Source organism: Pseudomonas sp. NY11955, from assembly GCF_048068035.1.
Classification (GTDB): Bacteria; Pseudomonadota; Gammaproteobacteria; order Pseudomonadales; family Pseudomonadaceae; genus Aquipseudomonas.
On sequence record NZ_JBLUPS010000011.1, the window covers coordinates 65,058 to 90,981 of the forward strand.

Genomic DNA, 25,924 nt, shown 5'->3' on the forward strand with positions numbered 1-25,924 from the left:
CCCCCCACTTAGCGGCAAACCGGATCGCGATCGGGCGGGTGCGGGTCACCCCACACCCGCCCCACTACCGCCTCACTTCCACCAATACGCCACCTGCACCCCGAAGTTACTGCCATGCAGCGCATTGCCGAGAGCTCCGCTTTCAGACAATGCCAAGCCCGCCGCAATCTCATTCGCGGCGCGCTGCCACCGATCACCCGCTGTGAGCATCGCGGCTGTCGGGCCGTTGCAGATAACTCACGCCCAACTCCAGCTCTCCCCCTGAATTGCTCTTGAAGCCATCGACATTGAAATCGTGGTGGTTGATGTAGGGCTCCTGAAACAGGTTGCCCTTGCGCGAGAACACATGGCTGTACCTAAAGTCACCAATGGCCACCTCGTCAAAGCCAAAGCCTGTGGCGCTCTGGTTCCAGCAGAAATAGTCAGAAATGTGAATGTCGTTACGCGGGCGACAGCCGTCCGCGGCTAGGGCGTCAGACACGCGCTCACCCGCCGCGCGATCGCGGCGAAAAAGGTTTATTGGGGTTCTGTTGAAGTTGTCAGTCGCAGGAAAGGCTCAGCAGGGCCAGCCCTGCCGAGTGTGCCCAACACGCCCCTACAGACGTCGAGATGATCGCCGTAGGAACGTGCTGGCACTGCAGTGGGTGAACTGCGGCTTCAGGTCAGTCGATCAACTCTCTGGCCACACTTTCGATGCCTTCGGCATCCAGCTTGTAGTGACGATAGAGGTGGGTAGGCGGTGCGATCAGGCTGTACTCGTCGTAGATGCCATGGCGGCGGATGCGCGTGCCAATGCCAGCCTCGGCGATCACCTCGCACACAGCGCCCCCCAAGCCACCGATGATGTTGTGCTCCTCGACGGTAAGGATCGCCCGGCTTTGGCGCGCCACGCGCAGAACTGCCTCCACATCCAGCGGTTTGACCGTGGTCATGTCCAGTACCCCCACCGAACGCCCCTGGGCATTGAGCGCCATGGCCGCCTGCAGCGCCGGGTGCACAGTCGAGCCTGTGGCGATGATGGTCAGCTCGTCACCGGTCAGCAACGTGGTGGCCTTACCAAACTCGAACACAGGTTCTTCTTCGTACACCACCGGGTCACGCCCGCGCTGGATGCGGAAGTAGATTGGCTGCGGGTGATTGGCCGAGGCCTTGATCGCGGCCTTGAGCTGGTTGGCATCGGCCGGTGCGACGATGGTGATGTCAGCAATCGCGCGCATGATCGCCAGGTCTTCGGTGGCATGGTGCGAGGTTCCATAGAAGCCCAGGGATATCCCGGCGTGGTGGCCAATCAGGCGCACCGGTAGCGCCGAGTAAGCGACATCCATGCGGATCTGCTCGCAGCATAAAAGCGGCAGGAACGAAGCAAAGGTGGCCACGAACGGCTTCATGCCGACCGCAGCCATACCGGCGGCACATGACACCATGTTCTGCTCGGAGATACCGAACTGCACGAAGCGCTCCGGATGAAGCTGAGCGAATTTGGCCAGGCCGTTGGAGTATTGAAGGTCCGCAGTACCAGCGACCACCGGTTCGCCCTGCTCGACCAACGCCAGCAAAGCATCGGACAACGCATCCAGGCCAGGCGTTTGGGTATTGAGGGCACGGTACTGCCAGGAGTTGGGGGACAGGGGGGCAGTATTCATGATCAGATCACCTTGCTCTTGATTTCGTCGATGGCGCGTTGCGCGTCTTCAGGGTCCAGGTAGCCCAGGTGCCAACCAGGTTCCGTCTCCATATACGAGACGCCTTTACCCTTGAGGGTCTGGGCAATGATGCACACCGGCTTCTCACGGCCCTTTTCAGCCTTGATACGCCGCAACAGAGGGGTCAGCGCGGCCAGGTCGTGGCCATCGACGTCGTAGACCTCCCAGCCGAACGCACGCCATTTGTCAGCCAGTGGCTCGACACCAATCACATCGTCAACGCTGCCATCGAGCTGGAAGCCGTTGCGATCGACGATGGCCACCAGGTTGCCTACCTTGTGATGCGAGGCGGCCATGGCCGCTTCCCACACCTGGCCCTCCTGCATTTCACCGTCGCCGACCATGACAAACGTGGTGAAGTCCTGGCCGAGCATGCGCCCGGCCATCGCCATACCCAAACCGCCCGACAGCGCATGGCCGATGGAGCCTGAAGAGAAGTCCACGCCGGGCACCTTGCGCATGTCCGGGTGATCACCCAGCGGGTTGCCCAGGCGGGTGTAGCCGTCGAGGATCTCCTTGTCGAAGAAGCCCCACTCCACCAGCACCGGGAACAGGCCCACGGCGGCGTGGCCCTTGCCCATCATGAAGCGGTCGCGCAGCGGCCACTTGGGCTCACCATGGCGCAGGGACATCACGTCGTAGTACAGCGCGGCGAACAGCTCGGCCGCGGAAAACACCGAAGTGTAGTGGCCCACCTTGGCGATCTCGATGAGGCGGATGGTTTCCAGGCGGATGAACTGCGCCTTTTCACGCAGGCGCGCCAGCTCGCTCGGCGTGAGCGCGTATTCGTCGGTGTTGCTCGGATCAACTGCTAGGGTCATGTTGCACCTTGGATCGGTAAACGTTCTGAAGGCATCAGTCAGGCGCTGACGGCCATGGCTGCATCGAGACGCGGCTGCATGTAACGGCTCAGTCGTGGCATCACTTCACGGGCGGTCAATTCCATCGAACGGCGCCACAAGGCCTCGTCATCCCATTCGTGGAAAGTGGTCATCAGGGTGCCGAACGGGCCGGTCCGCTCACTGAAGGCGACCAATTGCTCGACCACGCTGTCGGCATCCCCGTAAATCACCATCTCGCGGATGCAGTGATCGACCGTGACCTCGGCGTCAGTCATGTCAGGGCGGGTCTTGAAGATTTGCATGTAGTTGTTGCTGGCGAGGTTATCGATCATGTACTCGAAGTAACGCCGCAGGGTGCAGTTCGGGTCAGCCAGGTAATCCTCGGCCTGGGCCTTGGAGTCTGCGACGAACACCGAGCGCGCCACGCGCCAGTTGCGCGGGTCGGCCTGGTGGCCGGCCTCCTCGGCACCTTTGAGGTAAGCCTGCCAGTGCGACGCTACCGTCGCGGTCGGGTTGAAGTTCGCGGACATCAGGTCCCAGTCCTTGCTGCCGGCCAGTTTCGCCGTGCTGGAGAACGGGCTCATGGCGGTCGTGGCAGGGCGCGGGAACGGATGCTGGAACGGCTTGGGCATGTAGCCGATCTCCAGCTCATGATTGACCGTGTTCACCAGCGACACATCGAAGAACTCGCCAGAGAACTGGTAGGGTGCATTGCTGCTCCAGATCTTGCGGATCATCTCGTAGCACTCGACCATCATCCGGCCACGATCCTTGCCGTTACTGCCATACACTTCAAAGTCGGAGGCCAACCCCCCTGGGCCGATACCCATGATGAAGCGGCCGCGGCTCATGTGGTCGAACATGGCAGCATCGGCGGCAATGCGCGCCGGGTGGTGGTGCGGCAGGTTGAGCACACCGGTGCACAGTTTGATGCGCTGAGTCAGCGGGATCAGTGCAGACATGAATTGCAGGGCGTTGGTAATCGGCTCGGTGCGCTGCGAGGTGTGCTCACCGATCCACATTTCGTCGTAGCCGACCTGATCGGCATGGACGACACAGGCTATGTCCTGGTCGTACATTTCATGGTAGTCCCAGCCCTTGTGGTGCAGAGGCTGCATGAACATCGCGAGTTTCATGATGGTTCTCCTTTATCAGGCGATAGCGTGCCCAGGCACCCACACAGGCGCCTTGGCGGTAGGGCGAGGGCGTCAGCTGCCGTGCAGCAGCCAGCCGCCGTCGACCGTGATGTCGGTGCCGGTGAGGTACGAGGCCAAGGGCGAGGCCAGGAACAACGCCACGTTGGCGATTTCGTATGGCTCCCCGGGGCGGCCCAGTGGGATGTTTTCCAGCACACGGTTGTGCTGGTGCTGGCGGAACAATTCGGGTTCCAGGTTGCCCGGTGTCGCGGTCAGCCCGGGCGAGATGGAGTTGACCCGGATGCCATGACGGCTCAGGTCCTTGGCCAAGCTGCGAGTCATGGCCAGGATCGCGCCCTTGCTGGTGTCGTAGGTCACATGGTTGGCCATCGGTCGATGACCGCACACCGACGACAGGTTGATGATGCTGCCGCCCTCCCCGTGTCGGCGGATTTGCGCCTGGGCGCACTGGGCGCCGAAAAATGCGGCGCGGGTGTTGATTGCCTGCATGCGATCCCAAAAGCCCTCGTCCACTTCGTCGATGGCCTTGAGTGGGTAGATGCCAGCGTTGTTCACCCAGATGCGCAGCCTGCCCTGCCCACTCGCCTCGGCCGCTAGCCGTTCGAGTTGCGCACGGCAGCTGACATCGGTAGCGACGAAGTGCACGGCCAAGCCTTCGTCCATCAGCTCATCGGTGCGCTCGCGGGCCAGGCTGCCGATCACCACGCGCGCACCGGCCTGGGCCAGGCGCCGGGAAATGTCCAGGCCGATCCCAGAGCTGCCTCCGGTGACCACTGCCACTTGGCCGTCCAGGTCCAGCAGGCTCTCGAACGGCGTCTCGGGAAGGTGCTGGTATTCGATAGCGTCCATCGGCACTCCTCAGGCAGTCGCCAGGGCCATGATCTGCTGCGGTGCGACGTGCTCACCGACGAGAATGCCCTGGCAAGTGCCACGGGCCATGACCATCACACGGTGGGAAAGGCCAATCACCTCGTCCAGGTCCGAGCTCACCACCACCACGGCCGCGCCACTGGCGGCGAGGTCGGCGATCAACTGGTAGATCGCGGCGCGGGCCCCCATGTCTATGCCACGGGTCGGCTCGTCGAGGATGATCACCTTGGGCTGCCGCGCGATCCATTTGGCGATCACTACCTTCTGCTGGTTGCCGCCGGAAAGCTTGTCCAGGGGCTTGTCCGGATCGCCCTTGACGCCGAGGGTGGCGATGCGCTCGCTGGCGAAAGCATCGATTCTGCCCCGCGTCAGCAACCCTCGAATGCCGAGGCGGTCAAGGTTGCAATACGCCAGGTTCTCGGCAATCGAATGGTCCAGTACCACGCCTTCGGCCTTGCGGTCCTCGGGCACCAGCACGACACCGGCATAGATCGAAGCGCGCACACCGTCCAGGCGCAGGACCTGGCCGTCGACTGTCACCTCGCCGCTGGCCACCGGGTCGACCCCGGCAATGGCCCGGATAACCTCGCTACGCCCAGCGCCGACCATTCCGGCGATACCGAACACTTCACCGGCGCGCACCGAGAACGAGATGTTCTGGAAGCGTTTGCTGCGGCAAGTCAGGTGACGCACCGTCAACACCTCTCGGGCACGGGGCGCTGCGATCACTGGGAACAGCCGCTCGATCGAACGCCCGACCATCTGTGCCACCAACAGGTCCACCTCGACATCCGCTTGAGCGTGATGGGCCACCAGGTGGCCGTCACGCATCACCACGATGCGGTCGGCAATACGGCCAATTTCTTCCATTCGGTGGCTGATGTAGATGAACGACACACCTTCGCGCTTGAGCGCCTCGATCTGCTCGAATAGCCGTTCAGTCTCCTCTGTGCCCAGCGCGGCGGTGGGCTCATCAAGGATCAGCAGCCGTGAGTTGAGGGTCAGGGCCTTGGCGATTTCCACCAGCTGCTGAGCGGCAATGCTCAGCTCACGCACCAGTGTGTCCGGCGAAATGTCCAGGCCCAGGCGCTCTAGCTGTACCTGTGCCTCGCGGCGCATACGCTGGCGGTCAACTACGCCACTGCGGGTCGGCAGATGGCCAAGGAAGATGTTCTCCGCCACGCTCAGCTCAGGCAGCAACTGAATTTCCTGGTGGATCATGATCACACCCAGGGCGATGGCATCCTTCGGGCAGGTCGGCGCATAGGGCTGGCCCTCGAGGGTCATGCGGCCACGGCTCGGGCACAGGGCGCCGGCGATGATCGACGACAGCGTGGACTTGCCAGCGCCGTTTTCGCCCAACAACGCCACCACTTCACCCCGGCCTATCTCCAGGCTGATGCTTTCCAGCACACCGACACCATTGAATGACATCCCCAACTGGTCGGCGCAGAAGAAGGGCGCGTGCGTGCTTGCCATTTTCATGCTCGGCGTCCTTTTCATGGGTGGCGGGCGATGAACGTCTCGACGTTCTCGCGGGTGGTGACGAAAGCGGGCAGCGCCTGATTTTTCTCCACCGGCACGCCAGCCTTGAGGGCCAGCGCAGTGCGCAGGACGACACGGCCCATCTCCACAGCTTGCTGGGTGATGGTCATGTCCATCTTGCCGTCACGCACCGCCTCCAGCGCAGGACGCAGGCCGTCGTAGCCGAAAATCCACACCTTGTGCTGTACGTTGGCCACGCGTAAGGCCTGGGCGGCACCCAAGGCCGGGGCATCTGAGCGGCCAACGAAGACATCGATCTGCGGATGCTTCTGCAACATGTCCTGGGCCACCTTGAAGCCGCTGTCCTGCAGCCAGTCGGTGGGTTTGCGATCGACGATCACCATTCCCGGGGTCTTGGCCAGTTCGACGTCGAAACCATCGGCGCGGGTCTTCTCGGTGGTGTCGCCAAGGGTCCCTTGGAGCAGGCCGATCTGCGCCTTGCCACCGGTCAGTTTCACCACCTGACGCGCCAGCTCGGCGGCGGCGGCGGTGTTGTCAGTGGAGATGTAGGCGTCACACTCGACGTTCTTCGGGAAGTTATCGACGCACACCACCGGTACACCCTGCTGTTTGGCCAGGCGTACTGGCACGGCCGAGGCAGCGGACCCGGTGGCGGTGTACAGCAGCACGTCGATACCTTTGCTCAGCAAGTCCTGAATCTGGCTGACCTGACGCGCGGCGTCGGCCTGCGCGTCAACGACCAAGACCTCCTCGATGCCATCTTTCGCGGCCTGCTCCAGCACGCCGTCACGCACCATCAGGTAGAACTCCCATTGCAGGCTCGGGATAGACATACCCACTTTCAGCGGTTTGCCTTCAGCACTGGCCAGGGCAGGCAGCAGCAGCAGGGCAAGAAAAACGCGCACACGTGAAGAGAAAACGTTCATTTACACGCCTCCAGAATTGTTCTGATTGTCAAAGGCTGATGTGGTTGTTACGCGGTCTTTCGCTTCATGGCATCGAGCATCACGGCAGCGGCGATGACAGCGCCAATGATCACTTGCTGGACGAAGGGCGAGATGCCGGCCAGGTTCAAACCGTTGCGCAGTACGCCGATGATCAGGACACCCACCAAGGTGCCGACCACGCTGCCTGCGCCGCCCTTGAGGCTGCCGCCGCCGATCACCACGGCAGCGATTACATCCAGTTCGTAGCCGACCCCGGCGCCAGCACCGGCGGTGTCAAGGCGCGAAGTGAGGATGACCCCACCCAACGCGGCGGTGATGCCACAGATCACGTAAACGATGGCGGTATGGGTCTTGACCCGGATGCCCGACAGCTTGGCGACCTTGGCGCTACCGCCGATGGCATAGAGGCTGCGCCCGGCCACGGTGAAGCGCAGCACGAACCAGAACAGCAGGGCCAGAACCACGAAACAGGCCACAGTCAGCGACACCACACCGGCGTATCGGATGATGGAAAGGTTGCCGAACCATTCTGGAAAGCCGCTGATCTGCGTACCGTCCGTAACCATGTAGGCCAGGCCACGGGCAACGGACATCATGGCCAGGGTGGCGATGAACGAAGGCAATCCGGCACGCACCACCAGTACCGCGGTGACACCACCGCAAGCCGCGCCAGTAAGCAGTGCCGCGCCGATCGCCAAGCCCATGGGCAGGCCGATGACGTGCTCGGCCCAGCTCATGACCATGATCGACACGGCCAGCACCGCCCCGACTGACAGGTCGATTCCGCCAATCAGGATAACCAGTGTCATGCCCAAGGCCATGATGCCCAGTACGGTCACTTGATCGAGGATATTGAGGAGGTTGCTCAAGGTGAGAAATGCGTCGGTGGTCAGGCTGAGCACCACGCACAGAAGGACCAGACCGAGCAACGGGCCGGTGATGCCCGACGCCTGGGCGTTGAGCTTGAATGAAGGCGGGATCAGGCGCACCTTGGAACTGAAGCCATACATACGAACACCACTTCTTGTATTTATTTGAGGGGTACGAGCACTAATTGCAGTCAGGCTGCCAGTTCCCTGAAGCGCCCACCCATGTACACGAGTGGCGACTCCAGCGACTGGGTCATGACGTTCACGACATTGCCGATGAAGATGGTGTGGGAGCCGTATTCGACCGCCTCGACGACTTCGCAGAAGATCGAAGCCTGGGCGTCGGCCAGGTAGCGCAGGCCGTTGACGCCCACAGCCCAGTCGCCATCGACGAAACGCCGGTCTCGCAGCTCAGGCTTGCTGAAGATGGCACACAGGGCCTCATGCTCTTTCTGCAGCATGTTCACGCAGAACAGGCCGGACTGTTTGATGATGGGTGACGCACTGGAAGTACGGTTGACGCAGACCAGCGCGGATGCGGGGTCCATCGAAACCGAGGAGAACGCGGTGGCGGCCAGGCCGTGCGGGCAGCAGTGCTCGTCGACCGTGGTGACCAAGGTGACCGATGAGGCGAAACGCCCCATGGCGCTGCGAAACAGATCGGCGACATCCTGATTGCCGTGGGTGGTTTGATTCGATGCAACAGACATCATTCAACTCCTCTTAGCGTTGAGCCTGTTGCCATGTTAAGGAGCGTTTCTACCCGACAAGTATTCGATTTTCCCGGAATGACTTTTCAGCGCATTCGAAAGGCCACCCCCTGTATTAGCCGCCTTCAAGCCATTACATTGCCTAGCTTTAAGCAAACGTGAAAAATGATGCCCTGGCACGCAATGACGACAACGAGGTGACACCATGGCAGACAGGCTCCAGGACCTACGGCTGTTCAGGCTGGTGGTACAAAGCGGTTCATTGTCGATGGCCGGGCGTCAGCTTGGCCTTTCGCCAGCAGCCATGAGCGGTCGCCTCAAGGCGATGGAGGAGTTCTATGGTCTGCGCCTGCTCAAGCGCAACACACGTGGGTTGAGCCCCACCGCCGAAGGGTTGTACCTGTTCGAGGCGGCGCAGAAGATCCTGGAGGACGTGGAGGCGCTCGACGGCGTCATCCGTGGTGGTAGCGCACAACTGCGCGGTACGATCGGCGTCACCTGCCCCACCGATCTGGGCCGCCAGTGGGTCAGCCAATTGGTTGACGCTTTCGTCGAGGAGCACCCCCATGTCACCGTGCGGTTGTTCTTCACCGACCGCTTGCTGGATTTCGTCGAATCCGGCTCGGACATTGCGATCCGCTATGGCAATCTGCCTGACAGTACCCTGGTGGCGCGTTCGCTGGGAGGTGACCGGCGCATTGTCTGCTGCTCGCCGGATTACCTGGCACGCCACGGTACGCCGCTGTGCCCGGAGCAGTTGCTGGAGCACAACTGCCTGATTCATCTACAGGCGGATTTCCCCCAGGACAAGTGGCGCTTCACGCGTGACGGGGAAACGTTTTCGGTGCAAGTCCGGGGTAATCGCCTGGTCAACGATGGTTTCACCCTGCGCCAATGGGCGCTGCAAGGGTTGGGGATCGCCTGGAAGTCTGTCTGGGAGGTTGCCGAAGATATTCACGAACAGCGCCTGGTGCCGTTGCTGGAGGATTTCAGCTGCCCAGCGACCGGCTTCCACCTGCTGACCGAGGGCGGTAAGAAACTGCCCCAACGGGTACGGGCATTCGTCGATTTCGCAGTGCGTTATTTCAACGAACTGGAAACTCCTGCGCGCCACCTGCTCAGGCCCGAGGGACATTGAGGGCTCAAGAGGTCTGCAACCACAATCAGGCCAGCACCGACCGGTCTACATCCATGGCAGCCTCGCCATGTCCTGGAATACCGGCCCAAGCGCTTCCAGCATCCTGCCGTACACCTCCCGCCGCTGCTGGTACAACCCGTGCTTCGATTGGTCCGGCAGCGTGATCCCATTCACCGCCTCCGTCACCCGCCCAGCAGCCTTGCTCAGGTCGGTGAAAACCCCAGCTCCGTGGCCGGCCAACAGCGCCGCCCCTCGGGCCGCGGCCTCGAATACCCCGTGACGACGATAGGCCAGCCCTAGCACGTCGGCCTTGATCTGGTTGAACACCTGGCTCGAGGCCCCCCCGCCTACCACCAGCACACCACCTTCGACGGGCCTCAAACCGGTGCCCCGCATGGCCTCCAGAAAACCGGCGTACTCAAAGGCGGTAGCCTCGACCATCGCCCGCTGCATGTCGGCCAGGCCGTGCTGCCAGGTCAGGCCAACAAAGGCACCGCGCATATCCGCAAACAACGGCAAATGACGGCCGCCCATGTGCGGTACGAACAACAGCGGTGGCATCTGTGCGCGTTCTCGCAATGCCGCGCTGACATCCTGAGGCGGGCGGGCTTCAGCCCGCAGCGACTCCAGCCAGTCACAGCACAACCCGCCGCCACCAACGTAGCCAGCGCTGTAATAGAGGCCCGGTATGCAGTGGCGCAGGGTCAGCAATGTGTGGTGCTGGTCGTCCACGCTGAAGTCGTCACGTACCGCGCAGAACACAGAGCCGGTACCCGCAATGTCCACTAGCTGCCCTGGCACTGACACGCCAGCGCCCAGCAAGGTCGCGGCGACATCGCCGCACCCGGCGAACACCGGCGTACCCTGAAGAAGACCAAGCGCCTGGGCTATGTCGCGGGTCAAACCACCGACCCGCTCCCAGGGTTCGATGACGCGCGGTAGGTGCGCAGGGTCGAGCGCCAACGCCCGGACCAAATCAAGGTTCCAGCCACCGCAAGCAACATCGGCAAAACAGTTGAACCCCAGGCAAGTGGTATCCATGAACGTCGCTTGCCCAGGCAGCCCACACAGCCGTCCGGCCACCAAAGCAGAAGGCACCGTCAACTTGCACAAGCGCTGGTAGCGATCTGGCTGTTGCTGGCGGATCTGCAGCCACCTGGCTCCATGGCTGGCGATCAGTTGGCTGCCCGAACGCGCCACGATCTCCCGCTCATGCGACCGCAACAAGGCCACGCTTGAGGCACACGACAGGTCGAGCCAGGCATCGCAGGAAGTCGCGGGTTCACCCATGGCATCCACCGCGCAGAGCCCGGCCATCTGCCCACACAATGCGATCCCGGATACCTGCGCCGGGCTCGCCCGGGCGTCGACAAGCGCTTGCCGGATGGCCGCCAGCGGTGCATCGAGAAACCCCTCCCGCGCCATGCCTTGCCCGGGCCTCTGCGCCATCGGCACATCGCCCACGCGTGCGACACCACGCAATGTGCCCTGGGCATCGAGGGCCACGGCTCGGGTGCTGGAGGTACCCAGATCGACACCAATGAGAATCGCCTGGCTGCTCACATTGCGCACCTCGACCAGGGTGACCGGCGCACGGCCACGGTCATTGAACGTGTACGTGCTCGACGAGAAAATCCAGCACCGCGCGAACCCGCAGCGGTACATAGCCGTCCTGGCCGACGAACACTGCATGAACTTCTTCCAGGTCGCCTGGGTTGTACGCCTCCATCACCGGCACCAGACGCCCCTCGGCGATGTCCTCACGCACCCGGAACGCCGCCAACCTCGCCAACCCTGTGCCACTGAGCGCCAAGCGGCGCAAGGCTTCGCCATCACTGGCCTGAACGTTGCCTGCCGTAACCACTTTGATCACCTGCCCCCCATCCAGCAGAGGCCAGCCATTGAAGGCTCGCGCATAGTTGGCCGTCAGCAGGTTGTGGCGCTGCAGCGCTGCGGGACAGTCTGGAACACCATGAAGTTGAAGATAGCCGGGCGCGCCAACGATCACCATGCGCGTGTGGCCAAGCTTGCGAGCGACCAGGTTGGAGCTTTTCATGGGGCCTGCTCGTACAGCGATATCGGTGCGCTGGCCGACTACGTCGATCACCTCGTCGGTCAGCACCAGATCGAGCTTCACTTCTGGCAAGTGCTTGATGAGCAGTGGGACCAGCGGCAACAGGTAGTGATAACCGAAGGCCATGTTGGCATTGATGCGTACCCGTCCTCGCGGCGCATCCTGGGAGGCAACGTTGCGCTCCAGTTCGTCCAGATCGGCCAGTAGCCCCACGCCACGCTCGTAGTAAGCGCGACCTTCATGGGTCAGGCTCAGCTGGCGGGTCGAACGGTTGAACAGTCGTGACCCCAGCCGCCCTTCCAGGCGTGCGACAAGCTTGCTCACCGCCGAGGGCGTTATACGCAGGTCTCGCGCCGCTGCCGAGAAGCTTCCGGCCTGGACGACACGCACGAACACCTCCAGTTCACCGGAGCGGTTGATGTCAAGTCGGGCCATTGCTGATCCTTGGGCACAAATAGAAAGATTAGCGTGCGATATGGGGGCTGGGCAGACGGCAACGGGTAAAAACTGTTTTCAGGATCACTGACAAGTGAGGCGGCTCCACAAAGAGCCCAGCGACATTCACAACCTCAATTCACAATTGATTTGAATTATCCGGGTCTACTGCACAAGCTGGAGCTGCCTTAGGCTGGTCGCCATTTCTTTTCTTGCGATCCCCAACCATGAATTCTACTTTGCAGAAACTTACCACTGGAGGCCTGAGCATTGGCCTCGAACTGCCGTTGGACAACGATTGGAACAGCGTGCGCGAGCAGTCTCGGCAGCGGGCGGGGACACCGTTCGGGATACCGGATCTCACCCACCACGCACGCTTGGCTACCCTCGCTGACCGCCTGGGATTCCGAGCGCTTTGGGTGCGCGACGTACCCCTGTACGATCCAAAGTTCGGCGATGCCGCACAGGTGTTCGAGGTATTCACCTACCTAGGTTTCCTGGCCGGTGTGACCCGCAATATCCTGCTCGGCACCGCCGCAGTGGTGTTGCCGATCCGCGAACCGTTGCTGACCATGAAGGCGGCTGCCAGCGTCGACCTGCTAAGTGGCGGACGCTTGCTACTGGGAGTGGCCAGTGGTGACCGCCCCGTGGAGTACCCGCTGTTCGGCCGCGACTTCGATAACCGTGGCGAAGTGTTTCGAAAGCAAATCACCCTGCTGCGCGAGTGGCGCAGTGCCGATCTACCGGCTGGCGTCGAAGTACTTCCAAGGCCGCACCAGCCTATACCGCTTCTCGTGGCGGGCCTGGCGCAACAGAGCCCGGCCTGGGTCGGCGAGCACTTGGACGGCTGGCTGGCCTACCCTGGCACCCCCACCGAACACGTACGTCGCGCGGGTGTGTGGCGTGAGGTGGCGGGAGACAAGCCATACGTGTCATTCCTTCACCTGGACCTGGATGAAAACCCCGAAGCGCCGCTGGAGCGTCACCGCTTCGGCTGCAAGGTGGGGCGCAAGGGGTTGATTGCCGAACTCGAAGCCATGCGCGCGGCGGGCGTGGCGCATATTGGTCTCCATTTGCGGCACAACCGGCGCCCGTTGGACGAGACACTGGAGGAGTTGGGAACATTCGTGCTACCGCATTTCCATGGGTAGCCGATTGTTCAATCTGGAGCCAAGCCCGCTCGTCAAGCCTGTGCGGACTCAGCCATCTTCTTGAGCTCGCGTGCAGAATGCACGATCGCCCAGCCAGTCAGTATTGCGCCTATCAACGCCATTGGAAGGCTAAGGTACTGACCTGTGCTGAACAGTTGGTGGGCTTCGTAGGCGGCCTGCGGCTCCTTGAAAAACTCGAGGATCAAGCGGGCCGAAAACACCAGGGTCAAAAACAGGCCAAACAGCAGGCCATGGGGAGTGCGGTGCTTGAATTTTTGGTAGCAACCCAGCAGAACCAAGAACGTCAGCAGATAGGCTAGCGCTTCGTAGAGTTGAACGGGATGGCGTGGTACTGCATCAACGGACTGAAATACGACGCCCCAATCTGAATAGGTAGGCTTGCCCAGAATCTCGGAATTCAGAAAATTGCCGATTCGTACAAGCGCTGCTCCCAATGCTGCGGGAAGGCTTGCCCGGTCGATCAACCAGAGGAAGGGCATCTCCGATTTCACTGAGCGAGATCCAAGCCACAGTCCAATCAGTACACCGATCATTCCACCGTGGCTAGCCAGGCCTCCTTCCCAAACACGGAGGATCGCCCACGGATTGGCGAGATAGTAATCAGGGTCGTAAAACAAGCAATGGACAAGTCGTGCGCCAACGATGGCGCCGACCAGCGCGAAGTAAAGCAACCGCTCTGCGTACTCCGGGTTGATGCCCTCAGCCTTGAAGATGCCTCTGAGTATTCTTTGTGCCCCCAGGAATGCGCCGACGAAAAGTACCCCGTACCAGCGGATAGAGAATGGCCCGAAAGTCACCAGGACAGGGTCAAAGCTCCAGTGGATCATCATGTGTGTAGCCTCCAACAGTGTTGGTCGTTTTCTTCATCTGTGCGGGCATGGAACGGGGGTAGGCCTAGCACTTGGCGCCCCAGGGGGCGTGAAATTTTGGCAAGGCTGAGGCGTTTGGATTAAGTGCAGGTTATGGGCTCCCCTGTTGATCAGTGTTTCTGCAGACGCTGCAATACAGCCTGGCCCACCTGCGTCGCCGATGCCGGGTTCTGCCCGGTTATCAATTCACGGTCGATGACAACATTAGGCGTCCAGGGCGACGGGTTGCTCTGATACTGCCCGCCCGCGCGCTCCAGGGCGGTCTGCGGATAGAACTTCATCTGCCCCCCGCCGAGCAGGCCCTTGGCCTGTTCTTCCTCCTGGTTGCTGATAACCGTCATGCGGTAGCCGGAATAGATCCAGTCGTCGGGCATCGCTGTCGGGCTCCCGCTCTCCAGTGCCTGGATCAACTTGCGCGGCTGGTCCAGCGCCGAGAGCAGAGCAATGGGACCGTGGCAGAGCAACGCGGTGGTTTTGCCCTCGGCGTGGAACGCACGAAGCAGACGACCCAGGGCCGGGTCGGCGAGCAGGTCTTGCATCGGGGCATGGCCGCCGGGCACGTAGACTGCATCGAACTTCCCATAGCCAATCTGCTCCACACGGGCCAGGCTGATCACCGGCGAATGCTCCGCAGAAGTAAGCTGCAACTGGTCCAGCAGCGCCTGGTATTGCTCCAATTGCTTTGGATCGTTGCCGAAGTACTGGGCGGCGGCCGAGCTGCGGTCCAGAGTAGGCGCACGGCCGAGGGGAGTGGCGAAGGTCACTTGGTGGCCGGCGTCGAGCAGCATTTTGGTCGGCTGCAGCAGCTCGTTGAGGTAGAAGCCGGTGGCGAAGGCCTTACCATCGCGCAGGTCTAGGTGGCTCTCGTCGGACAGCACCACCAGCACGTTCGCCGCGTGGGCGCCCAAGCTCGCGCTGCCAATGACAGCAGCCAGGATCAGTCGTCGGTAGGTCCCCATCGCATTTCCTCCCATTCATGCACAAGCCGGATGCCGTGCCCTGATGGACACTTTATTGATGATCAACCAGGCGATAAATTGGGGGGGCGGGAAAGCAGTTTTGCTCTGGAGAACAAGATGGCGCGACGGTTTGATCACTTAGGGGATGTCGAGGCGCTGCTGGAGGTGGTCGAGCGTGGCTCGCTCAGCGCGGCAGCGGTGGCCCTCGCCACCACACCATCCGTGATTAGTCGGGCGATTTCGCGGCTTGAGGCGCACCTAGGGGTGCAACTGCTACGCCGCACCACGCGTCGATTGAGCGTCACCGACAGTGGCCTGGAATACATCGAGCAGGCCCGCGCTGCGTTCCAGCAGATCGCCAGCGCGGAGCGAGCACTGAGCGGCCATGGCGAGGTGCAGGGCCGTGTGCGCCTGAGCGCGCCGACCACCTATGGGCACCACCGGTTGCCGGCCATGCTGGCAGCCTTCGCGCTGCGTTATCCGAAAGTACAGGTCGAGTTGAGCATCACCAATCGTAATGTCGACTTGGTGGCCGAAGGGTATGACCTGGCCATTCGTCTTGGCGTCTTGCCGGATAGCGCCCTCGTGGCGCGTCGGTTGGAGGAAGCTCGGCTTTGCCTGGTGGCGGCGCCGGCCTACATCTCGCGTGCCGGCAGGCCGCAATCCATAGCAGAGTTGGCCGGACACAACTGCCTGCCTTTCGTAATGCCCAGCAACGGCCGGCCAGGCGTTTGGCAGTTCCGCCAAGGTGAGGAGGAAATACTCTTCATACCGCAGGGAAATCCGGTGGTGGCGGACGATGTGCTGGGTTGCATCTCACTGGCCGATCAGGGTGTCGGGATCTGCCAGACTTACGAGTTCATCGTCGCCGAACGCCTGCAGCAGGGCCGGCTGGAGCGTTTGTTGGAGGACTACGAAGGTGCCCGACGGCCTTTCTCGATCATTTATCCGCCGCATCGCCAACTGTCCGCGGCCAGCCGGGCATTGATCGATTTTCTGATAGCTACGGCTGTGGATGAAGGCGCAACCTGAGGTTGGATTTGTGTCCAACATCAGGAGCGCAATTCAGCGGGGTGTTTGCGGCGAGCTTCAGAAATCTCCACGCAAGGTCAGCATGTAGCTACGCGGCGCGCCGTAGGTAGTGCCGCGGGTCCAGTAACCGGTCGAGTCGAAATACTTGCGGTCCAGCAGGTTCTCCACGTCCACGCCCACGGTCCAGTGCTGGTCGAGCTTGTACGCCGCCCGTGCATCGAACACCGCCCGGCCGCTGTTGCTCACACCATTGTAGGCGTCGTAGTAGTGGGACTGGGCCGACACGCCACCGCCAACACTTAAGCGGTTCCACTCACCCGGCAGGGTGTAGTTGGTGTTCACCCGCAGCAGGTGCTTGGGCGTTTGTGCCGAGATCGGCCCGCCAGTCTCCGACTGCGTGGTGTTGAAGGTATAACCCGCCGCCACCTGCAAGCCCGGCAGCAACTCGCCACTGGCCTCCGCCTCGAAGCCCTTGCTGCGGCTGATGCCATCGCTGTTCACGTAACAACGGCCGGCAACGTCCGAGGGGCAGTTGCCATCGTTGGCATAGTCGCGGGCGGCGACGTCCTCCTGCTCGATATAGAACAGCGCAAAGGACAGGTTCAGACGCTTGTCGAACAACTCGCCCTTGATGCCGGTTTCGTAGTTGGAACCGATGGCAGGGTCGAGCATCTTGCCACCGGCAGTGCGATAGCTGGCCTGGGGCATGAAGATGTCGGCATAGCTGGCGTACAACGACCAGTTGTTGTCCAAGTCATAGATGGCACCGACGAAGGGCGTGAACTCGTGCTTCTGTTCATTGGTGCTTTTCAGCTCGCCACTCCAGGCTTCGGTCTTGTACCAGCTCAAGCGCCCGCCCAGTACCAGGCTGAGGTCCTCGGTCATGTGCAGGCGAGCATTGAGGTAGGTGCCGTAACGGGTATCGAAGGTGTCGTCCTTGTAGTCCCAGCCCTGCCGCGAAGGCTCGGGGACAATGCTGTGGTCCGGGTCGAACACATTGAGCGGGATGGGGCTGTCCAGTTTTACCGTGGCGTCCTTGTCGTTCATCTTGCGCCTGGACCAGTTGGCCCCCAGCGACAGCTGATGGCTCAGGCCAAAAGCTTCGAACTCGCCGTCCAGGTGGCCGTCCACCGCGTTGGCGGTGACATCGAACTTGTGAAAGCTGGTGTCGTTGATCATCGGCCCAGTGGGGCTGCCGTACTCCAGCGTGTCCTCTGCGCTCCATTCGATGGCGCTGCGGTTGTAGCTGCTTTCGGAGTGCGACAGCGCCAGCTTGCCGGTCCAGTCGTCGTTGAAACGGTGATTGAGGTCGGCGAACACTTCATCGGTACGGGTCTGCAGCGTGGCCCAGTCCTGGCCCAGGAAGGTGGAACGCTTGAGGTGCGGGTTGCTGCCATCCGGGTTGTTCGGCAGGCCCAGCACGCTGTAGCCGTCAATGCGCGAGGTCTGCCGGCGCAAACCCAGGGCGACGGTAGTGGCGTCGCTCAGGTCGCCTTCGACAATGCCGTACAGCAACGGCCGCTTGGACTTGCTGACATCGGTGAAGTAACCACGGTCCTCGTAGGACGCCACCACGCGGCCGCGCAGGGAGCCTTCCGGGTTCAGCCTGCCGCTGGCATCCAGGTCCAGCCGGTAATTGTCCCAGGAGCCAGCACGGGTGGTCACCGAGAAACGCGGCTCCAGGGTCGGGCGCTTGCGCACCAGGTTGACCGCGCCGCCAGGGTTGCCCGCCCCGACCAACAAGCCCGAGGCGCCTCGCAGTACCTCGACACGGTCGAACACCGCCATGTCCGGGATCATCCAGCCGGTGTAGGCGTAGGCCTGCCCGGCCACGCCGTCGACCATGTAGCTGTCGTCGGTGATGTCGAAGCCGCGGGAGCTGAAGTGGTGGTTGCCGTAGCCACGGTTGGCGCGGGTGATGCCTGTGGTCTGGGCCATCACCTGGTCCAGGGACACCAGGTTCTTGTCGTCCATCAGTTTGCGCGTGACCACAGTTACCGACTGCGGTGTGCGGCGCAGCGACTGCGGAGTCTTGCCGATCGTCACGGCGCCGGTGGTGTACGAGCCAGAGCCCTCGGTGGTTTCGCCTAGCCCTACGCTGTTGATGTTGGTAGCACCCAGCTCCAACGCACCCTTGGCGTCGACCGCCGGCACCACACTGAAGGTGCCGCTGCCGGTGACGATCAGCTCCAGGCCGCTGCCTGCCAGCGCCTGCTGTACAGCTTGCAAGGCACTCATCTCACCGTGGATGGCGGGTGCCTGTTTGCCGACGACCAGGGCCGGGTCCAGCGACATCACCTGCCCACCTTGGCGGGCAATGGCGTTGAGGGTTTGCGCCAGGCTGGCGGTGGGCAGGTCGAATCGCTGCACCTGTTGCTGCACCGGACCTTGCGCCTGGACAAAGGCCGTTGGTGCGGTTGCCAGCGCAATGGCAAGGGCGAGGGGCCAAGGTTTGAACACGTGGATACTCCTGAATTTTTACTGTTGTCAGGAGAGAGGTGGGACGAGCGAAAAAAACCGGACACGAATGATAAAAATTTTCATTCAAAAGCAATCCTTAAAGCTGATACGGACTCTGTAGGAGCAGCCTTGTGCTGCGAAGAGGCGGTAAGACAAGAGATTCTCTAATCGGCAGTTATTGCCTCTTCGCAGCGCAAGGCTGCTCCTACAGGTCGATGCGGTCGAGATGGGAGCGGGTCTTGCCGGCTCAGCGCGCATCGATCAGGGTGAGCCAGGGGCCGTAGCGCTCGACACGGATCGGCATCGTCTCTTCCAGGGCAGCCAAAGTACGCTCGCTGTCATCCAGCGGGAACACGCCCTGCACACGCAGGTTGCGCACCTGCGGGCTGACGCGCACAAGCCCCGAGCGATACGGGCGCAGGGCTTCGATAACCGCCCCCAGGGGCTCGTCCAGCACACTGAGGTGGCCTTGCACCCAGTCGGCGCGGTAGGCCTGGCCAGCCGCCAGCGGCTCGATGCGCTGCGCATGCAGCAACGCCGCCTGGCCCTCCTCCAGGTCCAGTTCGCTACCATTGGGCAACGAAGCGCGCACGGCATGCTCCAGCACCACCACGCGGGTGGCCTCCGCCAGTTGCTCGACCAGAAAACGCGTACCCAGTGCGCGGACATCACCTTGGTCGCTACGCACGATGAACGGCCGGGCTGGGTCTGCAGCCACCTGCACCACCAGCCCGCCCCTGCGCAGGCGCAGCAAGCGACGGCTACCGGAGAAGGCGAGGTCGACCGCACTGCCGGCATTCAGGGTCAAGCGGCTGCCGTCAGTCAGTGTCAGGCTGCGACGTTCGCCGGTACCCGTACGCAAATCGGCCATCAATGCCTGGCCGGTGTCGCTACGGGCAGCAAACCACAGGCTGCCACCCAGCAACGAAAGCCCGGCCATTGCCCGCAACACATCGCGCCGGCCGATTTCCGGCTGCAGCAAGGTATCGCGCAAAGCGCCGGGCGCTCGGCGCACAACCTCGAAGTGCTCGCCCAGGCCGCGCTGCAATTGCTCCCAGGCATGCACATTGGCCGGGTCATCCCCCAGCCACTGCTGGAACAGGGCCTGTTGCCGGGCATCGTCACGCCCGGAGCGCAGGCGCACCATCCAGGCGACGGCCTGTTCGGCGGCCGGGCTCAATACGTGCCGATTCAAGCTTGCACCCCACTCAGGTAGCACTGGCGCAGGGCTTGGGTCATGTAGCGACCAACCGTGCGTTCCGATACGTCCAGCCGTCGGCCGATTTGCGCATACGTCAGGCCATCGAGCTGGCTCATGAGAAACGCCTTCTTCACCACCAGCGGCAACCCGGCCAGGCTGCGGTCAATGGCATGCAGGGCTTCCAGCAGCAGGTGGGTTTCTTCCGGCGAGGGCGCCAGTTCCTCGGGCAGCAGCATCAGCCGCTCCAGGTAGGCCTGTTCAAGGCGTCGGCGGCGAAGCCGGTCGGAAATCAGCCGTCGGGCAATGGTCGAGAGGTAGGCTCGCGGCTGCTCGATGGCCTCCGGGTCGACCCGGGCTGCAAGCAGCTGGCAGAACGTTTCGGCCGCCGTGTCCTCGGCGTCCGGGCGGTTGCTCAGCTGCCGTTGTACGTGCCGCAGTAACCAACGGTGGTGATCGCTGAAAAACAAACCCAGCTTGCTGGTATGAGATGCGGGCACGGGCAGGACCAAGTGTTAATGAGAATTTATCGCATCTTATAGGCAGGAAGGGAGAAGCGCTACCCGGCTCCAACACCTATTCTGTGATTGAGCCCCCTCCTTCCCCAGAGCCCGCACCATGCCTGACCCCACTCGCTTCGACTGGCAACGCTGGCTGCCCGGCCTGGTCACCCTGCTCCACTACAAAGCGGCCTGGTTACCCAAGGACATCGCTGCCGGCCTGGTGCTCACCACCATGCTGGTTCCCGTGGGCATCGCCTACGCCGAAGCATCCGGTGTCCCCGGTATCTATGGCCTGTACGCCACCATCATCCCGCTGCTGGCCTACGCCCTGTTCGGCCCCAGCCGCATCCTGGTGCTGGGCCCGGACTCGGCGCTGGCCGCGCCGATCCTGGCAGTGGTGGTGCAGTACGCCGCCAGCGACCCGCAGCGGGCGATCGCCATCGCCAGCATGATGGCCCTGGTGGCCGGGGCGTTCTGTGTGGTTGCCGGGCTGCTGCGCCTGGGCTTTATCACCGAGTTGCTGTCCAAGCCCATCCGCTATGGCTACATGAACGGCATCGCCCTCACCGTATTGATCAGCCAGTTGCCCAAACTGTTCGGCCTCAAAGTCGACAGCGAGGGGCCCTTGCGTGACCTTTGGCACTTGGGCCAGGCGCTGTTCGCCGGCCAAGGGCACTGGCCAAGCTTCATCGTGGGTGCCGGTAGCCTGGCGCTGATTCTGCTGCTCAAACCGTTCAAGCGCCTGCCAGGCATCCTGATCGCCGTGGTTTTGGCGACGCTGGCAGTGAGCCTGTTCAACCTCGACCAGATGGGCGTCAAGGTACTCGGGCAATTGCCCCAGGGCCTGCCCAGCTTGGTGTTCCCCTGGGTAACCGACATTGACCTGGTCGAAGTGCTACTGGGCGGGATTGCCGTGGCGCTGGTGTCGTTCGCCGATACCAGCGTGTTGTCACGCTCCTATGCCGCACGCCTGAAGATGCCGGTAAACCCCAACCAGGAAATGTTCGGCCTGGGCGTGGCCAACCTGGCTTCGGGGCTGTTCCAGGGCATCCCGATCAGCAGCAGTTCGTCGCGCACCCCAGTGGCCGAAGCCGCCGGCTCGCAGACCCAGCTCACCGGTATCATCGGCGCGCTGGCGGTAACCCTGTTGCTGCTGGTAGCGCCCAATCTGATGCAGCATTTGCCCAACAGCGCTCTGGCTGCGGTGGTGATTGCGGCAGCACTGGGGCTGTTCGAGTTCGCCGACCTCAAACGCATCTTTCGCATGCAGCAGTGGGAGTTCTGGCTGTCGTTCACCTGCTTCGTCGGCGTGGCGGTATTTGGGGCCATTCCCGGTATCTGCATCGCCGTGGCCATTGCCGTGATCGAGTTTCTGTGGGACGGCTGGCGGCCGCACCATGCGGTGCTGGGCCGGGTGGATGGCACCCGGGGGTACCATGATGTGCAGCGTTATCCACAGGCCCGACGCATTCCGGGGCTGGTGTTGCTGCGTTGGGACGCGCCGCTGTTCTTTGCCAATGCCGAGCAGTTCCAGAGCACGGTAATGGCAGCTGTGGACGAATCGCCGACACCGGTCCAGCGCTTGATCATCGCGGCAGAACCGGTGACCAGTATCGACATCACCTCGGCAGACATGCTGGCCGAGCTGGACCGGGTGCTGGAAGCACGGGGGATTGAGTTGCAGTTTGCCGAGATGAAGGACCCGGTGAAGGACAAGATGCGGCGCTTCGGGTTGTTCGAGCATATGGGAGAGCGGGCTTTTCATCCCACTGTGGGGGCAGCGGTGGATGCCTATCTGGAAGAAAGTGGGGTTGATTGGCAGCCCTAGGCTTTTCCGTACATGCCCGCTTAGAGGCCATAACAGAAGTGCTAAACCGCCCGAACCCGAAGCCGATCAATCCAGATAAGCATGGCACTGGCATACACTGACACCGCCAAAAACAATGCCATGCGCACCGCAAACGCCTTGTACACATCCTGCCCACCCGCACTGTCCTGCACCGACTGCCCCAGCAGGATAAGCATTGTCGTCAGGCAACTGACCCAGTACGCCGGGCTCTGGCGGTTCGACACGGCCTGGTACAGCCGCCGCGCCTGCCAGAGGGCGAACAGCAGCACCCACAGGAAGAACATCCACAGGTGCACGAACAGGCTCAACGCCCCCCACAGCACAATCGCCAACACCCCGGCAAGCAAGGTCGAACCGATCAACTCACGGCTGGCGTGCCGTGCGCGGGTTTCGCCAGCCTGTTGCCCCACGCTGACTGCTTTCATGATCAGCGGCATGTACTGGTCCGGGGCGATCAGCGCCAGCAGAAATGCCGGCATCACAATCAGCGTGGCACGCAGCGCCACCCAGCTGACATGCTCGCTGGCCAGCAGTGGCGGTGCGGGCTGTACCGGCGCACCGGCAGGTTCGGGGAAAAGTACATGCACCACTGTCGTGCCCAGTACCGCCAACAGCATGCCCTTGGCCAGCGCTTCGACCACCGACAACGCCAGCGTGAAGTCGCTGGTGCCGGCAGCGGCGATCATGGTCAGGCCGACCACCAGCAGGTTTGCCAGCAGGCCGTTGCCGCCCGTCAGCGCGTAACGCAAGGTCAGGAACACGCCCACGCCCACCAGCAACACCCCGCTCACCGGGGCGTGGCGCAACAGCGGAATCAGCAATAACCCGCTACCACAGGCAAGCAGCACCAGCACCGCCAGGGCCGGCGCCGCACGCAGGGGCAGTGGCTGGCTGCGCATGGCCAGCAGCAACACCGCAAACACCGGTGCCAGGATCGGCACCGGCAAGCCGACGCCAAAACTCACCGCCAGGCACAGCGCCACGCCCCAGGCCAGGCGCAGGGCGCGCAGGCGGCGCAACTCAATAGGCATACGACAGCCAGCTCATCAGCCACATGAACAACCGGCCCAGCAGGTTCAGTGGGTTGCCTTCACCGGGCAGGGCCATGACCTCGGCTTGGCCACCGACCCGCAATACGGTCTTGTCCTGAAGCTGGTCGCGCTCCAGCTCGACGATCACCGGGAAACGCTGCGCCGAACGCAGCCACTCGCGGCTGTTCTGCACGGTCGGCAGCGTACCCGGCGGGGTGCCCTGGCCCACGCTCACGCCATAGCCAATGCTGCGTATGCGGCCCTTCAACACGGTGCCGGGCAGCGCATCGAGCACCACCAGCACCGGGGTGTCGGGGCGCAGGCGGCCGAGGTTGTTCTCGGTCATGTCGGCACTTATCCACACGTCATGGATACTGATCAGGGTCATCATCGGGCTGCCCGCCCCAACATAGTGGCCAACGTCGGTGCGCAGGTCGGTGATCAGCCCGTTCGCATCGGCGCGCACCACGGTACGGGCAAGGTCCAGGCGGGCTTTTTCCACGTTGGCCGCGGCGCTGCGCAACTGGGCGTTGTCCTCCTGCGCGCCCCCCTGCTGCTCGCGGGCACGCTGCACTTCGGCACGGGCCGCCGCCACCTGGCTAATGGCCTGGTCGCGTGTGGCCTGGGCACCTTCCAGGCGGCGTACCGACACGGTGCCTGGGTCTTCGTCGATCAGCCGCTTGAGGCGTTCGGCGTCCTGCCGCGCCTTGCGCTCGTTGGCCTGGGCCGCCACCAAGGCCGCCTGAGCCGAGTCGATGCCAGCGGTACTGGCGCCGATCTGCCGGCGCACGGTATCGAGGTCGGCTTCGGCGCGGGCCAGGGCAATGCGGTACTGTTCTTGATCGAGTTCGAACAGCACATCGCCCTGGCGCACCTCCTGGTTGTTGCCTACTGCCACGCGCTTGATCTGCCCGGCCACTTCGGCGGCCACCGGCACCACGTAGGCCTGCAGGCGGGCTTGCTGGGTGTACGGCGTGAAGCGGTCTGCCAGCAAGTACCAGAGCAGGCTCACGGCAATCAGCAACAGCACCCAGCGCATGCCGCGATCCGGGGCTGACGGGGGCGGCGTTGGCGTGGTGTCGCTCATTCGGTTTCACCTTGTGCATGTGCGCTGGGGGCTGGCGCGTCGAGCAGCTCGCCCCAGTCGGTGCGTTGCTGCATGTGCTGGCGGGTGGCTGGGTCGATCGGTGCGCGGTTGGCGTCCCAACCGCCACCCAGGGCCTTGTATAACGTCACCAGGCTGCTGACCGCGTTGCCACGGCTGACCAGGTAACCGTCCTGTTGCTGCAACAGCAGTTGCTGGGCATCGAGTACCCGCTGGAAGTCGGCAAAGCCTTCGCGGTACTGCGAGCTGGCCAGGTTCAGCGAGCGCTGCGCAGCCTGGGAAGCCTGGTCACGAATGCTTGCACTCTGTAGCGAGCGCACCAGCCCGCTGGCCGCATCGTCGGCTTCACGGGCGGCTTCGCGCACGTCCTGTTGGTACAGCTCGATCAGTTGCTGCAAGCGGGCATCTTCCACACGCACGGCATTCTTGCGCCGGCCATAGTCGAACGGGTTCCAGATCAGGCTCGGGCCGGCTGCCAGGTCAAAGGTGTTGGGTAGGTGATTGGCCGATAGAAAGGTCCAGCCAATACTGCCGAGCAGGCTCAGCTGTGGATAAAGGTCGGCCTCGGCTACCCCAACCAACGCCGACTGCGCCGCCACCGCTTGTTCGGCGGCGCGGATGTCCGGGCGGCGCTGCAGCAGGCTGGCAGGCACGTCCTGCAGCACTGCGCGCTGGGGTAACGGCAACTGGCCATGGCCGGCGTCCAACTGCGGTAGCGGCCCGGGCGGGCGCCCCAGCAACGCGCACAGCACATTGCGCAGGGCGTTGAGCTGGTTCTCGAACTCGGGGATGGTGGCCAAGGTGGCCAGGTATTGGGTACGCGCCTGCTGCCAGTCGAGTTCGTCATGTTCGCCATGGCGGAACAGCCGCTCGGTGATTTCCAGGCTGCGCGCCTGGCGCTTACCGTTCTCTTGCGCGATATCCAGCCGCGCCTCGGTGGTACGCAGGGCAAAGTACGTGTCGGCCACTTGCGCACGCAGCAGCAACATGGCGTCGGCGTAATTGGCCTGGGAGGCAAAGTAGGCGGCATCGGCGCTTTCGATGGCACGACTGAAGCGGCCCCAGAAATCGATTTCCCAGCCAATGTCGAAGCCGACGCTGGATTGCCAGAACACTGAATCACGGGCGGTGGAAGTGCCTGACTGGTCCTGCTTCAGATACAGGCTCTGCGCCCTGAGTTGCTGCAGCTGCGGATAACGCCCAGTCTGTACGATCGCCAATTGGGCACGGGCTTCTGCGATCCGCAAGCCCGCCACGCGCAGGTTGGTGTTGTTGGCGTCGGCCTCGGCAATCAACGCGTCCAGCATCGGGTCGGCAAACACCCCCCACCACTGGCGCAGGTCAGGGGTTGCGGCGCTACGCCCTGCCTGCTCCAGCACGGGTGTACTCCAGCCGTCCAACCACGGGACCTGGGGCTTTTCGAAATCCGGTCCGACCTGGGTGCAGCCGGCCAGCAGCATCAGCAACCCCAAGCCATAGCAGCAGTTGGGCATGG

General features: G+C 62.8%; 22 protein-coding genes and 1 pseudogene. 4 read left to right on the plus strand and 19 right to left on the minus strand.

Features of this window, described 5'->3' with window-relative positions; translation table 11 throughout:
- Positions 1-196: 196 nt before the first annotated feature.
- The 9 genes and pseudogenes from ACNFBR_RS20120 to ACNFBR_RS20160 form a co-directional block, all read right to left on the minus strand.
- A pseudogene (locus ACNFBR_RS20120) lies at positions 197-445 on the minus strand (carbohydrate porin); the annotation flags it as partial.
- Between the two features lie 217 nt (positions 446-662).
- Positions 663-1,643: a transketolase family protein gene (locus ACNFBR_RS20125; protein WP_416736473.1), complete on the minus strand. Its 981-nt coding sequence runs from the start codon at positions 1,641-1,643 to the stop codon at positions 663-665.
- Positions 1,644-1,645: 2 nt separating this feature from the next.
- Positions 1,646-2,524 (minus strand): transketolase, encoded by an 879-nt coding sequence (locus tag ACNFBR_RS20130; protein ID WP_060492854.1) that lies wholly within the window; start codon positions 2,522-2,524, stop codon positions 1,646-1,648.
- A 38-nt stretch (positions 2,525-2,562) separates the two neighbouring features.
- Complete coding sequence (locus ACNFBR_RS20135; RefSeq protein ID WP_416736474.1) at positions 2,563-3,681, minus strand: LLM class flavin-dependent oxidoreductase; 1,119 nt, start codon at positions 3,679-3,681, stop codon at positions 2,563-2,565.
- A gap of 72 nt (positions 3,682-3,753) precedes the next feature.
- A complete protein-coding gene (locus ACNFBR_RS20140; RefSeq protein ID WP_416736475.1) occupies positions 3,754-4,551 on the minus strand; it encodes an SDR family NAD(P)-dependent oxidoreductase in 798 nt (265 codons plus the stop codon).
- A gap of 9 nt (positions 4,552-4,560) precedes the next feature.
- On the minus strand, positions 4,561-6,057 hold the full coding sequence (locus ACNFBR_RS20145; protein WP_416736476.1) for a sugar ABC transporter ATP-binding protein: 1,497 nt from the start codon (positions 6,055-6,057) through the stop codon (positions 4,561-4,563).
- 14 nt (positions 6,058-6,071) lie between these two features.
- Positions 6,072-7,004, minus strand: a complete 933-nt coding sequence (locus ACNFBR_RS20150) for a substrate-binding domain-containing protein (protein ID WP_416736477.1) — start codon at positions 7,002-7,004, stop codon at positions 6,072-6,074.
- 47 nt (positions 7,005-7,051) lie between these two features.
- Positions 7,052-8,035: an ABC transporter permease gene (locus ACNFBR_RS20155; protein ID WP_416736478.1), complete on the minus strand. Its 984-nt coding sequence runs from the start codon at positions 8,033-8,035 to the stop codon at positions 7,052-7,054.
- Between the two features lie 50 nt (positions 8,036-8,085).
- Positions 8,086-8,604 (minus strand): flavin reductase family protein, encoded by a 519-nt coding sequence (locus ACNFBR_RS20160; protein ID WP_416736479.1) that lies wholly within the window; start codon positions 8,602-8,604, stop codon positions 8,086-8,088.
- A gap of 205 nt (positions 8,605-8,809) precedes the next feature.
- On the opposite strand from ACNFBR_RS20160, the gene ACNFBR_RS20165 reads away from it, so the two are divergent.
- Positions 8,810-9,742, plus strand: a complete 933-nt coding sequence (locus tag ACNFBR_RS20165; protein WP_416736480.1) for a LysR family transcriptional regulator — start codon at positions 8,810-8,812, stop codon at positions 9,740-9,742.
- A gap of 45 nt (positions 9,743-9,787) precedes the next feature.
- On the opposite strand, the gene ACNFBR_RS20170 is transcribed toward ACNFBR_RS20165, so the two are convergent.
- Together ACNFBR_RS20170 and ACNFBR_RS20175 are read right to left on the minus strand one after the other, a co-directional pair.
- Complete coding sequence (locus tag ACNFBR_RS20170; protein ID WP_416736481.1) at positions 9,788-11,434, minus strand: xylulokinase; 1,647 nt, start codon at positions 11,432-11,434, stop codon at positions 9,788-9,790.
- Entirely contained in the window at positions 11,346-12,251 is a 906-nt protein-coding gene (locus ACNFBR_RS20175; protein WP_416736482.1) for a LysR substrate-binding domain-containing protein, read from the minus strand. Before ACNFBR_RS20175 ends, ACNFBR_RS20170 begins: the two co-directional genes overlap by 89 nt.
- Positions 12,252-12,478: 227 nt before the next feature.
- Between ACNFBR_RS20175 and ACNFBR_RS20180 the strand changes: the two genes are divergently transcribed.
- Entirely contained in the window at positions 12,479-13,402 is a 924-nt protein-coding gene (locus ACNFBR_RS20180; RefSeq protein ID WP_416736483.1) for a TIGR03571 family LLM class oxidoreductase, read from the plus strand.
- A gap of 32 nt (positions 13,403-13,434) precedes the next feature.
- Here the strand turns inward: ACNFBR_RS20180 and lgt are convergent, their stop codons facing one another.
- Together lgt and ACNFBR_RS20190 are read right to left on the minus strand one after the other, a co-directional pair.
- Entirely contained in the window at positions 13,435-14,253 is an 819-nt protein-coding gene (gene lgt, locus ACNFBR_RS20185; protein WP_416736484.1) for a prolipoprotein diacylglyceryl transferase, read from the minus strand.
- 149 nt (positions 14,254-14,402) lie between these two features.
- Positions 14,403-15,251 carry a type 1 glutamine amidotransferase domain-containing protein gene (locus ACNFBR_RS20190; protein WP_416736485.1) on the minus strand — a complete coding sequence of 283 codons (849 nt, stop codon included), beginning with the start codon at positions 15,249-15,251 and terminating at the stop codon, positions 14,403-14,405.
- A 117-nt stretch (positions 15,252-15,368) separates the two neighbouring features.
- Between ACNFBR_RS20190 and ACNFBR_RS20195 the strand changes: the two genes are divergently transcribed.
- Positions 15,369-16,283 carry a LysR family transcriptional regulator gene (locus ACNFBR_RS20195; RefSeq protein WP_416736486.1) on the plus strand — a complete coding sequence of 305 codons (915 nt, stop codon included), beginning with the start codon at positions 15,369-15,371 and terminating at the stop codon, positions 16,281-16,283.
- A 57-nt stretch (positions 16,284-16,340) separates the two neighbouring features.
- On the opposite strand, the gene ACNFBR_RS20200 is transcribed toward ACNFBR_RS20195, so the two are convergent.
- From ACNFBR_RS20200 to ACNFBR_RS20210, 3 genes are all read right to left on the minus strand, one after another.
- Positions 16,341-18,743 carry a TonB-dependent siderophore receptor gene (locus tag ACNFBR_RS20200; protein WP_416736487.1) on the minus strand — a complete coding sequence of 801 codons (2,403 nt, stop codon included), beginning with the start codon at positions 18,741-18,743 and terminating at the stop codon, positions 16,341-16,343.
- Positions 18,744-18,990: 247 nt separating this feature from the next.
- Positions 18,991-19,938, minus strand: a complete 948-nt coding sequence (locus tag ACNFBR_RS20205) for a FecR domain-containing protein (protein WP_416736488.1) — start codon at positions 19,936-19,938, stop codon at positions 18,991-18,993.
- A complete protein-coding gene (locus ACNFBR_RS20210; protein WP_416736490.1) occupies positions 19,935-20,441 on the minus strand; it encodes a sigma-70 family RNA polymerase sigma factor in 507 nt (168 codons plus the stop codon). The genes ACNFBR_RS20205 and ACNFBR_RS20210 overlap by 4 nt, the downstream gene beginning before the upstream one ends.
- A 118-nt stretch (positions 20,442-20,559) precedes the next feature.
- Here ACNFBR_RS20210 and ACNFBR_RS20215 point away from each other — a divergent pair, with 118 nt between their 5' ends.
- Positions 20,560-22,272: a SulP family inorganic anion transporter gene (locus ACNFBR_RS20215; RefSeq protein ID WP_416736491.1), complete on the plus strand. Its 1,713-nt coding sequence runs from the start codon at positions 20,560-20,562 to the stop codon at positions 22,270-22,272.
- A gap of 41 nt (positions 22,273-22,313) precedes the next feature.
- Here the strand turns inward: ACNFBR_RS20215 and ACNFBR_RS20220 are convergent, their stop codons facing one another.
- The 3 genes from ACNFBR_RS20220 to ACNFBR_RS20230 are packed head-to-tail and all read right to left on the minus strand — an operon-like array spanning position 22,314 to position 25,922.
- Entirely contained in the window at positions 22,314-23,324 is a 1,011-nt protein-coding gene (locus ACNFBR_RS20220) for a DUF2955 domain-containing protein (protein ID WP_416736492.1), read from the minus strand.
- On the minus strand, positions 23,314-24,411 hold the full coding sequence (locus ACNFBR_RS20225) for an HlyD family secretion protein (RefSeq protein ID WP_416736493.1): 1,098 nt from the start codon (positions 24,409-24,411) through the stop codon (positions 23,314-23,316). Before ACNFBR_RS20225 ends, ACNFBR_RS20220 begins: the two co-directional genes overlap by 11 nt.
- Positions 24,408-25,922 carry an efflux transporter outer membrane subunit gene (locus tag ACNFBR_RS20230; protein ID WP_416736494.1) on the minus strand — a complete coding sequence of 505 codons (1,515 nt, stop codon included), beginning with the start codon at positions 25,920-25,922 and terminating at the stop codon, positions 24,408-24,410. The genes ACNFBR_RS20225 and ACNFBR_RS20230 overlap by 4 nt, the downstream gene beginning before the upstream one ends.
- Positions 25,923-25,924 lie beyond the last annotated feature (2 nt).

What these genes read in the sequence shown, in the direction of transcription:
- lgt (WP_416736484.1), bottom strand. Translation starts at nt 14,253, where the DNA reads ATGATGATCCACTGGAGCTTTGACCCTGTCCTGGTGACTTTCGGGCCA.
- ACNFBR_RS20125 (WP_416736473.1), bottom strand. Translation starts at nt 1,643, where the DNA reads ATGAATACTGCCCCCCTGTCCCCCAACTCCTGGCAGTACCGTGCCCTC.
- ACNFBR_RS20150 (WP_416736477.1), bottom strand. Translation starts at nt 7,004, where the DNA reads ATGAACGTTTTCTCTTCACGTGTGCGCGTTTTTCTTGCCCTGCTGCTG.
- ACNFBR_RS20155 (WP_416736478.1), bottom strand. Translation starts at nt 8,035, where the DNA reads ATGTATGGCTTCAGTTCCAAGGTGCGCCTGATCCCGCCTTCATTCAAG.
- ACNFBR_RS20225 (WP_416736493.1), bottom strand. Translation starts at nt 24,411, where the DNA reads ATGAGCGACACCACGCCAACGCCGCCCCCGTCAGCCCCGGATCGCGGC.
- ACNFBR_RS20160 (WP_416736479.1), bottom strand. Translation starts at nt 8,604, where the DNA reads ATGTCTGTTGCATCGAATCAAACCACCCACGGCAATCAGGATGTCGCC.
- ACNFBR_RS20230 (WP_416736494.1), bottom strand. Translation starts at nt 25,922, where the DNA reads ATGCCCAACTGCTGCTATGGCTTGGGGTTGCTGATGCTGCTGGCCGGC.
- ACNFBR_RS20170 (WP_416736481.1), bottom strand. Translation starts at nt 11,434, where the DNA reads ATGCAGTGTTCGTCGGCCAGGACGGCTATGTACCGCTGCGGGTTCGCG.
- ACNFBR_RS20140 (WP_416736475.1), bottom strand. Translation starts at nt 4,551, where the DNA reads ATGGACGCTATCGAATACCAGCACCTTCCCGAGACGCCGTTCGAGAGC.
- ACNFBR_RS20130 (WP_060492854.1), bottom strand. Translation starts at nt 2,524, where the DNA reads ATGACCCTAGCAGTTGATCCGAGCAACACCGACGAATACGCGCTCACG.
- ACNFBR_RS20215 (WP_416736491.1), top strand. Translation starts at nt 20,560, where the DNA reads ATGCCTGACCCCACTCGCTTCGACTGGCAACGCTGGCTGCCCGGCCTG.
- ACNFBR_RS20220 (WP_416736492.1), bottom strand. Translation starts at nt 23,324, where the DNA reads ATGCCTATTGAGTTGCGCCGCCTGCGCGCCCTGCGCCTGGCCTGGGGC.
- ACNFBR_RS20195 (WP_416736486.1), top strand. Translation starts at nt 15,369, where the DNA reads ATGGCGCGACGGTTTGATCACTTAGGGGATGTCGAGGCGCTGCTGGAG.
- ACNFBR_RS20175 (WP_416736482.1), bottom strand. Translation starts at nt 12,251, where the DNA reads ATGGCCCGACTTGACATCAACCGCTCCGGTGAACTGGAGGTGTTCGTG.
- ACNFBR_RS20165 (WP_416736480.1), top strand. Translation starts at nt 8,810, where the DNA reads ATGGCAGACAGGCTCCAGGACCTACGGCTGTTCAGGCTGGTGGTACAA.
- ACNFBR_RS20180 (WP_416736483.1), top strand. Translation starts at nt 12,479, where the DNA reads ATGAATTCTACTTTGCAGAAACTTACCACTGGAGGCCTGAGCATTGGC.
- ACNFBR_RS20190 (WP_416736485.1), bottom strand. Translation starts at nt 15,251, where the DNA reads ATGGGGACCTACCGACGACTGATCCTGGCTGCTGTCATTGGCAGCGCG.
- ACNFBR_RS20145 (WP_416736476.1), bottom strand. Translation starts at nt 6,057, where the DNA reads ATGAAAATGGCAAGCACGCACGCGCCCTTCTTCTGCGCCGACCAGTTG.
- ACNFBR_RS20135 (WP_416736474.1), bottom strand. Translation starts at nt 3,681, where the DNA reads ATGAAACTCGCGATGTTCATGCAGCCTCTGCACCACAAGGGCTGGGAC.